This is a genomic window from Sphingomonas sp. MM-1 (genome assembly GCF_000347675.2).
GTDB lineage: Bacteria > Pseudomonadota > Alphaproteobacteria > Sphingomonadales > Sphingomonadaceae > Sphingomonas_E > Sphingomonas_E fennica.
In genome coordinates this window covers 1,821,602-1,833,379 of record NC_020561.1, presented here as the reverse complement: position 1 = coordinate 1,833,379, position 11,778 = coordinate 1,821,602, and the positions used below count along the sequence as shown (strand labels likewise).

General features: G+C 65.5%; 8 protein-coding genes. 3 read left to right on the top strand and 5 right to left on the bottom strand.

The genetic code is table 11. The annotated features are described in order from the left end of the window. The first annotated feature begins 36 nt into the window (after positions 1-36). The gene (locus tag G432_RS08940) at positions 37-492 is read left to right on the top strand and encodes an Lrp/AsnC ligand binding domain-containing protein (protein ID WP_015458497.1); all 456 of its coding nucleotides are present in this window, start codon (positions 37-39) and stop codon (positions 490-492) included. Positions 493-639: 147 nt separating this feature from the next. Here G432_RS08940 and G432_RS08935 read toward each other — a convergent pair whose 3' ends face one another. From G432_RS08935 to G432_RS08915, 5 genes are all read right to left on the bottom strand, one after another. Further along, a complete protein-coding gene (locus G432_RS08935) occupies positions 640-2,325 on the bottom strand; it encodes an amidohydrolase family protein (RefSeq protein ID WP_015458496.1) in 1,686 nt (561 codons plus the stop codon). 144 nt (positions 2,326-2,469) lie between these two features. After that, positions 2,470-4,167, bottom strand: a complete 1,698-nt coding sequence (locus G432_RS08930; protein ID WP_015458495.1) for an amidohydrolase family protein — start codon at positions 4,165-4,167, stop codon at positions 2,470-2,472. Positions 4,168-4,265: 98 nt separating this feature from the next. Then, positions 4,266-6,503 carry a TonB-dependent receptor gene (locus tag G432_RS08925; RefSeq protein ID WP_236626877.1) on the bottom strand — a complete coding sequence of 746 codons (2,238 nt, stop codon included), beginning with the start codon at positions 6,501-6,503 and terminating at the stop codon, positions 4,266-4,268. Between the two features lie 697 nt (positions 6,504-7,200). After that, entirely contained in the window at positions 7,201-7,416 is a 216-nt protein-coding gene (locus G432_RS08920; RefSeq protein WP_015458493.1) for a DUF2061 domain-containing protein, read from the bottom strand. Positions 7,417-7,507: 91 nt separating this feature from the next. Continuing rightward, complete coding sequence (locus G432_RS08915; protein WP_015458492.1) at positions 7,508-8,542, bottom strand: quinone-dependent dihydroorotate dehydrogenase; 1,035 nt, start codon at positions 8,540-8,542, stop codon at positions 7,508-7,510. Positions 8,543-8,686: 144 nt separating this feature from the next. On the opposite strand from G432_RS08915, the gene G432_RS08910 reads away from it, so the two are divergent. Together G432_RS08910 and G432_RS08905 are read left to right on the top strand one after the other, a co-directional pair. Then, positions 8,687-10,510: a DUF885 domain-containing protein gene (locus tag G432_RS08910; protein ID WP_015458491.1), complete on the top strand. Its 1,824-nt coding sequence runs from the start codon at positions 8,687-8,689 to the stop codon at positions 10,508-10,510. Between the two features lie 295 nt (positions 10,511-10,805). Continuing rightward, positions 10,806-11,675 (top strand): helix-turn-helix domain-containing protein, encoded by an 870-nt coding sequence (locus tag G432_RS08905; protein ID WP_236626876.1) that lies wholly within the window; start codon positions 10,806-10,808, stop codon positions 11,673-11,675. Positions 11,676-11,778 lie beyond the last annotated feature (103 nt).

Below are 11,778 nucleotides of genomic sequence, written 5' to 3'. Positions count from 1 at the left end.
TTTGTCTGGATCAATTTCGGAACCGGAGATTCGGCAATGATTGATGAGACGGACCGTCGAATCCTGCGGGCGATTCAAGGTGAAGGGCGAATAACCAACCAGGAACTCGCCGCCCGATGCGGATTATCTGCTTCGGCCTGCTTCGATCGGCTGCGCAAATTGCGCGAGCAGGGCTATATCACCGGCTTCGCCGCGCTGCTCGATCCGGTGAAGCTCGATCGCGCGCTGTTGATGTTCATCGAAGTATTGCTCGATCGCACGACCGGAGACGTTTTTCAGGATTTCGCGGCGGCCGTCAGCAATCTGCCCGAGATATTGGAATGTCACATGGTGGCGGGCGGCTTCGATTATCTTATCAAGGTCCGCGTGCGGGACATGGCGGCCTATCGCGCCTTCCTCGCCGATACGCTGGTGCAGATGCCCGGCGTCCGCGAAACCCGCACCTATGCGGTGCTGGACGAGGTGAAGAACGTCACCGCGCTGCCGATCTGATCGCGGCCTGGTTCCGGATTGCTGGAAAACGCCGGCCTCGGGCCGGCGTTTTTGTCTGGGCTTCAGGTCGTCGGGGCGATGGCCGTGCCCCGAACCGCCCGGCGGTTCCCCCGCCGCCGTGGGGGGCGGCGGCGGGAGATGCGGGTGTTACTGGCCCGGATTGGGGGCCGGCGCGCCGGGCTGGCCCAGCCGGGTCTTCTCCGAAGCCACCATGTCGGCCACTTCGGCCAGCAGCTTCTTCGCGTCGAAGACGATGCCGTCCTTGATCGTGTAGCTGACGCCGCCGACCAGCTCCTGCTTGTTCGTCTCCGGGTTCAGCCGCAGGTGGCCGGTGCCGTAGAGCGTCTTCAGGTTGGCGAGCGGGTTTTCCTTCACGATCACCATGTCGGCGAGCATGCCGGGGCGGATGACGCCGGTGGGCGCGGGCACGCCCTTGGGCCGCCAGGCCTCGTCCGCGCCCCACATGGTGGCCGAACGCATGATCTCCAGCGGGGTGAAGCCGGCCTCGCGGAACAGCTCCAGCTCCTCGATATAGGCGAAGCCGTAGACCTTGAAGATGAAGCCGGAATCGGTGCCCACCGTCACCCGGCCGCCCATATTCTTGTAGGCGTTCATCAGCTTGAAGAAATTGCCGTAGAAGCGGCCCCAGGCGAACTCGTTCTCCGTCGTCCAGTCGTAGAAATAGGAACCGTGATTGTCGCGGGTGGACTGGAAATAGTTCCAAAGCTGCGGGGTGGTGAACTTGTTCTGCCAGTCGGCGTTGCGCGCCCGCATCAGATCGCGCGAGGCGGCGTAGATGTTGAACGTCGGGTTGAAGATGACGTTGTTTTCTTTCTGGTGCTGCAGATATTCGCCCCATTGCGGCGAACCGGCCGGAAACACCTCGTCCCAGATCTCGGCGACCTCGCCGAAGCGATGCTGCTCGTTATTATAATCATAATCGACCGGGAACTGCTGGATGGTCGCATCCTTCAGCAGCGATTCGAAATGGCCGTAATAATGCGTCACCGTATCGAGATGCGCGTCGCCGGCGTTGCGGGCGTTGAAATTGGCGACGCCGGTCTGCGCGAGGTGGGCGACGGTGCCCATCTTATTCTTGTGGGCTTCGTCGATCGCGGCGGCGATGATCTCGGGCGTTTCCTCGGGCCGGTTGAAGAACTTGATGCCGTCGATATTATTCTTGGCGGCCCAGCGCACCCAGAGACGGGCCTTTTCGGCGGAATCGATCGCGCCCCCGCTCCAGCCCGCGCCCAGCGTCTGATAGTTGAAGATGCGCGGGGCCGCGATCTCATTGGCGGCCGAGCGGTTCTTCTCGGAGCTGGCGACCGCCGGATCGGCCAGCGGCACGCCGCGCACGGTCGTCACGCCATGGGCCAGCCACAGCTTGTAGGCGTAGCTGACGTCCGGCGCCTTGTCGCTGGCCGGGGTGTGGACGTGCATGTCGACGAAGCCGGGCATCACATACATGCCGGTGGCGTCGATCTCATAATCGGCGTCGCGCGGCTCGCGCTCGGCCTTCAGCGGCAGGCCCGGCCAGCCGGCCTGGGTGACGGCGGTGATCTTGTTGCCTTCGACGGTGATGTCCACCGGCCCGCGCGGCGGCGCGCCGGTGCCGTCGATCAGCGTGGCGCCACGGATCACGAACTTGCGGAACGGCCCCTTGCTCTCGGCGGACGTGCGCGCGGGCGCGGGCACGAATTGCGGCCGCGCGCCGGCGACCGCGCCGGTGGCGCCGCCGGCATACCATTCGTCCGGGTCATGGGCGGGGGACACGGTGGCGAGGCAAGTCGTGGCCAGCGCCAGCGCGGTCAGGCGGAGGATCATCTTCTTCATTGTTTCAGCCCCTTTGCTCTTCCCGTCTGGCGTTGTGCGACCGGCAGGGAATCCTTGTCTTTCATCGGCTTGCCCGGCGCCCCGATCAAGGGGCGCCGGGCGGAACAAAAAAGGGCGGCCAACTTCGACCGCCCAGTAACAGGATCAGGGATGCGGCAGGCCTTCCTCGGGCATCCCCATGCGCCGCTTCTCGGCCTTCACCATCTCGGCCACGTCGGAAAGCAGCTTCTTCGCGTCGTAGACGATGCCGTCCTTCACGGTGTAGCTGACGCCGCCGACCCGCTCGAGCTTCTGGGTCTGCTCGTTCAGCCGCAGCGCGCCGGTGCCGTAGAGCGTCTTGAAGTTCTGGAGCGGATTCTCCTTGACGATGACCAGGTCGGCGAGCTTGCCGACGCGCACCGTGCCGATCGGCGGTACGGGCTGGCCCTTGGGCTCATAGAGGGTGAGAGCGCCATTCAGCGTGGCGGACATCAGCACCTGGCTCGGGTTGAAGCCGGCTTCCTGCAGCATCTCCAGTTCCTGGACGTAGCCGAAGCCGTAGGGCTCGAAGATGAAGCCCGAATCCGAACCCGTCGTCACGCGGCCGCCGATATTCTTGTAATCGTTCAGCAGGCGCATGAACTTGTGGTAGAAATTGCGCCACTTGATCTCGGTGCCCACGGTCCAGTCGTAGAAATAGGAACCGTGGTTCTCGCGCGACGACTGATAGAAGCCCCAGAGCTGCGGCATGGTATATTTGTCATGCCAGTCGGCGTTGCGGGCGTGCATCAGATCGCGCCCGGCGGCGTAGATCGTCATCGTCGGATCGAAGGTGACGTGGTTTTCCTTCTGCTTTTCCAGATAGGCCCACCATTCCGGCGATCCCTCGGCCACGCTTTCCTCGTAGAGGTTGGCGACATCGCCGAAACGGTCCTGCTCGTCGGCATAATTATAATCGTGCCGCCAGTTCTGGACCTGGCCGTTCTTCAGCATGGATTCGAAGTGGCCGTAGAAATGGGTGACGGTGCCGAGGCCGGCCTCGCCCGCCTGCAGCGCGTTCATCCGGCCCACACCGATCTGGGAAAGATGGGCGACGGTGCCGAGCTTCTGCTTCTTGGCCTCGTCGATGATCGCCTCGATCACTTCCGGCGGCTGATCCTCATTGTCGATCAGCTTGATGCCGTCGATGCCCTGCTTGGCCGCCCACTGCACCCAGGCGCGCGCCTTTTCGGGCGTGTTGGTGCGGCCGCCGGTCCAGCCCTTGCCCTGGCCGGGGCGCTGATAGGCGAAGATGCGCGGGGCGACGATCTCGTTGCGGGCGGAACGCGCCCGCTCGCTCAGCGAGATTTCGAGCGGGGCGAGGTCCACGCCGCGCACGGTCGTCACGCCATGGGCCAGCCAGAGCTTGTAGGAATAGCTCATGTCCGGCGCCTTGTCGTCGCTGGCGCCATGGACGTGCATGTCGACGAAGCCCGGCGTCACATACATGCCGGTGGCGTCGAGCTCATAGTCGAAGTCGCGGGGCTCGCGGCCCTGCTTCATCGCCAGGCCGGGCGTGCCGGCCGGCAGGATATCGGCGATGACGTTGTTTTCGATGACGATGTCCACGGGGCCGCGCGGCGGGGCGCCCGAACCGTCGATCAGGGTGACGCCGCGGATCACCATCTTGCGGAAGGGGCCGGCCCCTTCGCCGGGCTGGCGGGCGGGGGCGGGGTTGGCGCCCGCCCGCGGCTTCACCGCATCCACCTTGCCGCCGGCCGGCGGCGCCTGGTGGGCGCTGGCCATCGGCCCGCCCGAAAGGCCGAAGCCGGCGGCGCCGATCAGCAGCGCGGTACGCACGAACCCGAATTTATGCTTTTTCATTTCAGACCCCCTGTTCCCGGTTAGGCAGTGCGGCGCCCACGCGAGGGGGCGCAATCCGCGCCGGTCCAGGTTGGGATCGGACCGGCGCGGAAGCAGGCTCAGCGGAAGCGCTTGAGCAGGCTCAGGCCGAACGTGCGCGGCGGAGCGCTGTAGACGGTGGTCTTGCCACCGGTGTTGGAGCTCGATCCGCGGCTGTTGACCGCCGCCGCATCGAACAGGTTGTTGATGAACAGATGCGCGCTCCACTCGCCGTCCGGCGCCTGGACGCCGAAGCGGAGGTTGACCAGTTCGAACGCGTCGACCTTGCGGCGATAGACGTCGAGCGGGGAGAGCGTGCTGTAGGAGTTGCTGGTGTAGCTCGCGTCGACACGGACGACACCGTCCAGCCCGTCGGTCAGGCCGGTGGTATATTCCGCCGTTCCGGCGAGGTTCCACTTCGGCACATAGGCCAGGCGATCGCCCTTGCGGCCGGTGGCGATCACGACCTCGCTCACCTGGTCTTCCGAAAGCTTGGCGTCGGTGTAGCCGATATTGGCGATCAGCGAGAGGCCGTCGATCGGGGTGGCGTTCAGCTCCACCTCGGCGCCGCGGATGCGGGCCGCGCCGGCGTTGGCGATCAGGCCGAACACCGATCCGGTGCCGGCGGTGCGGCCCGAGACCTGCAGGTCGTCCCAGTCGATCTGGTAGCCGGTGACGTTGAAGTAGACGCCGGGCATGATCTTGGACTTTACGCCAAGCTCATAGTTCCACAGGCTGTCGGACTTGTAGGCCGCAAGCGCCGCCGGCAGGCCGATCACCTGGTTGACGCCGCCGGGGCGGAAGCCCTGCGCCGCCTGGGCATAGACCATCAGGTCGCTGGTGAACTCGTAGGAGACGTTGAACTTGTAGACGAAGCCGTCCTCGCTGGAGCTTTCCTCGGTATATGGCGTGACCTTCGAGGAATAATGCTCCTGGCCCTTGTCGATGCGGCCGCCGACCGTCTTGTCATAGTCGTAATAGCGCGCACCGGCCGTCAGCGTCAGCTTGTCGAAGAACTTGTAGGAAAGCTCCGCGAAGGCAGCCTTCTGCTTCAGGCGATCCTTGATCGTGCGATCGTAGAAGATGTTCTCGTCCACGAAGTCCTGCAGCTGGCCGGTATTGGGATCGGCCGTCAGCAGGGTGCTGCGCACGGTGGTCTTGCGGTCTTCGGAGAAGAGGCCGACCGTCCAGTTGAACGGACCGCCGTCGGTCGAGCTCACGCGCAGCTCGTTGGTCCAGTTCTTGATCCGCTGCGGCTGGTAGAGGCTCGAATAGAGGATGCGACCGGTCTCTTCGAGATAGGTCGCAAGCTCGGTCGGCGAGCAGGTGGCGGGGTTCTGCAGGGGATCGGTAATGCCCAGGTGATAGCGCGCGCAGCCCGCGGCATTGTCGCGGCCGTTGAAGGTATCGCTGACGTCGCCGACCTGGGTGCGGTCGCGATCGAAATAGGTGGTGACGGCGGTCAGGGCTACGGGGCCGAAATCATAGTTGATCGTGCCGCTGTAGATGCGGTTCTTGTCGTAATTGCCCGATTCCGAACGGCCGTCCGTCACGTAGCGCTTGCCGGTCTCGGCGATCCAGCGCGGGCTGTCGGTCGAAACCTTCTCATAATAAGCGGCGAGGTCGACGGTCAGTTCGTCGGTCGGGGTGAAGCGCACCAGCGCGCGGCCGCCATAGGAATAGCCGTCGTTGATGTTGGTGGTGCCGTAAAACTCATTGTCCACATAGCCGGCGAACTGGTTGTAGTTGCCGACGACGCGGATCGCGAGCTTGTCCTCGACGATCGGCAGGTTGATCATCGCGTCGGTGGAGGCGCCCATGCTGCCGCCGTCCACGGCGGACATGGTGCCGGCGACAGCCGCCTCGATCCGGTCGGTCTTCGGCTTCTCGTAGATGATGCGCACCGTGCCGCCCATCGATCCCGAGCCGTAGAGCGTGCCCTGCGGGCCGCGCAGCACTTCGGCGCGCTGCACGTCGAACAGGCGCAGGTCGGGCGTGGAGCTGGCCGCGTCGCTGGTGGTGCTGACCGATCCCGAGACGGGCGATTCATCGAAATAGACGCCCACGGTCGGCTCGCCGGCGGCGGTCACGCCGCGCAGGATGACGCGGCGGTTGCCGGGGCCGCTGTCGACGATGCGCAGGCTGGGCGTGTTGCGGGTGAGATCGGTGAAGCTGGTGGTGCCGCCGCGCTGGAGCGATTCGCCGCCGACGGCGGAAATGGCGAGCGGTGTATCCTGCAGGCGGGTGTCGCGCTTCAGCGCGGTGACGACGATTTCGCCGGAATTCTCGGTTTCCTGGGCGTGGGCGAGATGTGGCATGACAAGCATCGCAGTGCCTACAAGCAGTGCAACCTTGCGCTGCGATCGGGCAGCAGAGCGCGCGGCGAAAACTTCGCCGAATCCAAATGTCATCGGAGACCCCCTTTTAAATTTTTTGTTCCAGCGCGACCCGCAGGAACCTTGTCCTCATTATCCCTTGGTTCTGATTATCGGTTTTGTTCTGTTTTTTTCTTGTCCGTGAACCGTAACATCGGCTCACGCGAAGGTGTTTGTTTTTTTGCCCCTCAAAGTAGAATTTTCTTCGGGCTGACGTCGGGAATCGGAGAATTTCTCCTGAATTGGCCTGAAGCGGCAGCTTTTCGGGTATGAGGGGGAAATGCCGGAGATATCACGATGATCGCGGTGATTCCCGCCAGCCGTTGCGGCCGGAAGCGAGCAAGGGCAGGCATCCCGCAAGGCGCGGGAACCGAGGGGATCATGTTCCGCATGCTGGACATCCATCGGCATTCCCGCGGTGATATCCGCAAAAATGGGGGATGATAGGGCTAAGCGGCCCACGGATTTGCGATCCGTGGCCCGATTTGGCGCACAGGGCGCAACATATTCGGGATCGCGGACGCATTTCTCCCGAAATGGGGACTAACCGAACGATATTCGAAAAGGCCGAAGTGGGAGGGAGCGTGCGGCCGCCGCGCGGGCCGCATTGCGGGAGCGATCCGCGCCGGATCAGGGAATTTCAGCGGGCGGCGGCGGCCCGGCCGAGGCGGGGGAGCCGCAGCCGCCCGGCCCAGGCCCGTTCGTGGAAGAAGAAGGCGACCGCGTTCACGCACGGCTCGATCAGCGCGATCCCGCCGGCGATATGCGCCGATCCGGTAAGGGCATAGGCCACGCTGAACCCCACCGTCAGGTGGATGGCGAGATAGGTGAGCGTCTTCAGATATTCGTGCGACATGGCGGCGGACCTTTGCTGGTCCGGCCTATATGCGAATCGTTCGCAATAAGATCAAGGCGATTGATATCGCTTCTGTGATCGCCTGTATCGATCAATCCTGGCCGATCGCCTGCTCGATCCGGCTGAAGCCGTCGCGCGCCATCAGCTCGGGCAGGTCGCGCACGATCCGTCGCGCCAGGCCGGGGCCTTCATAGACCAGCGCGCTGTAGAGCTGCACCAGGCTGGCGCCCGCGCGGATGCGGGCATAGGCGTCGCTTGCGCTGGCGATCCCGCCCGCCGCGATCAGCGGGATCGCGCCGCCCGTCGCCTTGCGGAAATCGCGCAGCCGCTGGAGGGCGAGATCGCGCAGCGGCGCGCCGGAAAGCCCGCCCGTCTCCCCGCGCAGCGCCGATTTCAGCGGCGGCCGGCCGATCGTGGTATTGGCGACGATCAGCGCGTCGATCTTCCGGTCGGCCGCGACGGCGGCGATATCGTCGATATCGGCGGGCTCCAGATCGGGCGCGACCTTCAGGAACACCGGCGGCCGTGCCTGCCCCCGCGCCTCCATCACGCCGGCCAGCAATTCGTCCAGCGCCGCGCGCGATTGCAGAGCCCTGAGGCCCGGCGTGTTGGGGGAGGAGATGTTGACCGTCAGATAATCGGCCACGTCCTTCATCACCGTCACGCCGCGCGCATAATCGGCGATGCGATCGGCGGTATCCTTGTTGGCGCCGATATTGACGCCGACGATGCCGGGGCGGTGGCGCCGCTTCAGCAGCCGTTCCAGCGCCGCCGCCTGGCCGCCATTGTTGAAGCCCATGCGGTTGATGACGGCGCGGTCCTCGCGCAGCCGGAACAGGCGGGGGCGGGGATTGCCGGGCTGGGGGAAGGGGGTGAGGGTGCCCACCTCGACGAAGCCGAAGCCCAGCGAGAGCATCGCGTCCGGCACCTGCGCGTCCTTGTCGAAGCCGGCGGCCAGCCCCACCGGATTGGGGAAGGCGATGCCGGCCAGGTTCACCGCCAGCCGGGGATCGGGCGCCGGCCTGCCGCCCGCCGGTTTCAGCCGCAGCGCCGTCACCGTCGCGCGATGCGCGCTTTCGGCGTCGATGCGGAAGATGAAGGGGCGGATCAGCGGATAGAGCGACATGGCCGCCCGCCTAACCCGTCGCGCCCGCCGCTGTCATGTCTTTTGCGCGAATGGCGGTTTGACGCGGCGTCTGGTCACGCTAACACACTGGCAGGGGACCAGATGATCTAGCCGGCAATCGAACAGGATAAACAGGGAGTCCGCATGTTCCGCACCCTTCTTCTCACCTCCGCCATGCTGCTGGCGGCGCCTGCCGCGGCGCTGGCCGCGCCCGCTGCGGCGCCTGCCGCCGTTCCCACCGCGCAGGATGCCGCGCTGAAGCAGTTCTTCGTGGATTTCGACAAGGCGGAGCTTGCCCGCTCGCCGATGACCAAGGCCTATCGCGGCATCCGCGACGGCGATTACGGCAGGTGGAACGATTTCTCCGACGCGGCCGAGGTACGCCAGCACGATGCGGAGCAGGCGGCGCTGGCGGAAATGCGCAAGCGCTTCGACCCCGCGAAGCTGAACGAGGAGGATCGCCTGTCCTTCCACCTGTTCGAAAAGATGATCGAGCGGCGCGACCGGGCCTTCCCCTATCGCGACTATGAATATGCCTTCGATCAGATGAACGGCGCGCAGAGCCAGCTTCCCGCCTTCCTCATCAACATCCACCGCGTCACCAGCAAGGCGGATGCCGAAGCCTATGTGAGCCGCCTCCAGGCGCTGGGCCCGGCGATCGACGAGATCGTCGCGGCGTCGAAGGAACGCGCGGCCAAGGGGCTGACGCCGCCCAAATGGGTCTACCCCTATGTCATCTCCGATGCGCGCAACGTCGTGGCCGGCGCGCCCTTCGGGCCGGGCGAGGATGCGCCGCTCTTCGCCGATCTCAAGGCCAAGGTGGGCAAGCTGGATATCCCGCAGGCGGAGAAGGATGCGCTGATCGCCGCCGGCGCAAGCGCGCTCACCACGTCCGTCCAGCCCGCCTATCAGCGGCTGATTGCGGAGATGGCCGCGCAGGAGGCTAAGGCCGGCACCGATGACGGCGTGTGGCGGTTCCCGAACGGCGCCGCTTATTATGCGGAGCGGCTGGCCAATTACACCACCACCAGCCTGACGCCCGATCAGATCCACCAGATCGGCCTCGACAATGTCGCCCGCATCCATGGCGAGGTGCAGGCGATCATGGACAAAACCGGCTTCAAGGGCGACCTCCAAGCCTTCTTCAAGTTCATGCGCGAGGACAAGCGCTTCTACGCGCCCAATACGGACGAGGGCCGCGCCCTCTATCTCGCCGAAACCGAAAAGGCGAAGCAGTGGGTGACGGCGAAGCTGCCGCAATGGTTCGGCGTGCTGCCGCAGGCGCCGCTGGTTGTGAAGCGGGTGGAACCGTTCCGCGAGAAATCGGCCGGCAAGGCCTTCTACCAGAGCCCCGCGCCCGATGGTTCGCGCCCCGGCACCTATTATGCCAACCTCTACGACATGGCGGATATGCCGCTGTTCGAGGTGGAGGCGCTCTTCTACCATGAGGGCCTGCCCGGCCATCACCTCCAGCGGACGATCCAGACGGAGTTGAAGGACGTGCCGCCCTTCCGCCAGTTCGGCGGCGTCACCGCCTATACCGAAGGCTGGGGCCTCTATTCGGAGAAGCTCGCCAAGGACATGGGGCTCTATACCGATCCCTATCGCGATTTCGGGCGCCTCCAGCTGGAGCTGCATCGCGCGATCCGGCTGGTGGTCGATACCGGCATGCACCACAAGCGCTGGACCCGCGAGCAGGCGATCAAATATGTCGAGGACAACAGCGCCGATGCGCCGGGCGGCATCGTCAAGGCGATCGAGCGCTATGCCGTCTATCCCGGCCAGGCGACCGCCTACATGATCGGCCGCCTCAAGATCAGCGAGCTGCGCGACAAGGCGCAGAAGGCGCTGGGCGACCGCTTCGACGTCCGCGGCTTCCACGATGTCGTGCTGAAGAGCGGGCCGGTGCCGCTCGACGTGCTCGAGGAACAGGTGGATGCCTGGGTGAAGGCGCAGAAGGCGGCCTGATCGCCGGCCGGCGGGGCGCGTTCCGCGCGCGTCCCGCATGCTGGCCGGCCCTTTTCCCATCCGGGTAATACCTGAGTCGATTCTATCCAATCGCGGCGCAGCAGAGTGCGCTAGTCACTTTCCTGCGACCCGAAGGGCTCACCGTCCAAGGATGGCGAGGCCTTTTCCTTTGGCCCGGCTGGATTTTTCCAGCCGGGCTTTTTTTGGCCCGCGGCCTTCGTCTTTTTGTCCGTGACAAGGAGGAACGAAGATGCTCCCATGCGTTCTGGACGGACAACTGGGGAGTTGGACGGACGTGGGGAATATCGGAGCCGGACGTGCCAGCACGGTGAGCCTGCGCTATTTCGCGCCGGCGCCGGAATTGCGGCGATTCATCGCGGCCTATTATATATTCCAGACGGATCAGCCACGGCTGGCCGATCTGGTCCGGGCCGATATGGCCCAGCTTCGCTTCATGGTCCAGGGCGCCGGCTGCTACGGCTTCGGCGAGGATCGCTTTGCGGGCGCTCCCGAAATCTCGCTGCTCGGGCCGACGACGGCGGCCACCGCCTTCGATGTCGAGGGGCCGGCGCTGGTGTTCGGCATCGCCATCCTGCCCATGGGCTGGGGGGCCTTGGTGCGGGAGGATGCCAGCCTCTTCGCCGATTCGGTGGTCGATGGCGCCGCCATGTTCGGGGCCGCGACGGCGGAGACGCTGGATGCGCTGCGCCACGATCCCCGCCCCAGCCGGATGATCGCGGCGGTCGATCGGCTGCTGCGCGGGCTGGTGGACGGCTCGGACTGGATGCCGGACTGGTTCGCGCTCCTCGCCGATCGCTGGCTCACCGATGCGCCGTCGCCCTCGGTCGATGCGCTGGTGCGGGAGGCCGGCGTGTCCGGCCGCCAGGTGGAGCGCCTCGCCCGCCGGCTCTATGGCGCGCCGCCCAAGCTGCTCGCCCGCAAATATCGCGCGCTGCGCGCCGCCAGCCGCTTCGCGGCCACGGGGATGGGCTGGGCGGACGCGGCGGGCGACGCTTTCTACGATCAGTCACATTTCATCCGGGAATTCAAGCGCTTCACCGGCCACACCCCCTGCCAGTTCCAGCGCGAGCCTTCGGCCGTCACCCGCCTCACGCTCGCCCGGCGCCACCTCGCCAGCCTGCCCCGGCTCGCGCTGGTGAGCTGATCCCGCTCCGGCCGCGCCGGAACCAGGGCGGCCTCCCACCGCACCCTTGACGTAGGCGGCCATCGGCCCCAAGTGCCAATCGGAACGAATCAGTCCGATTGGA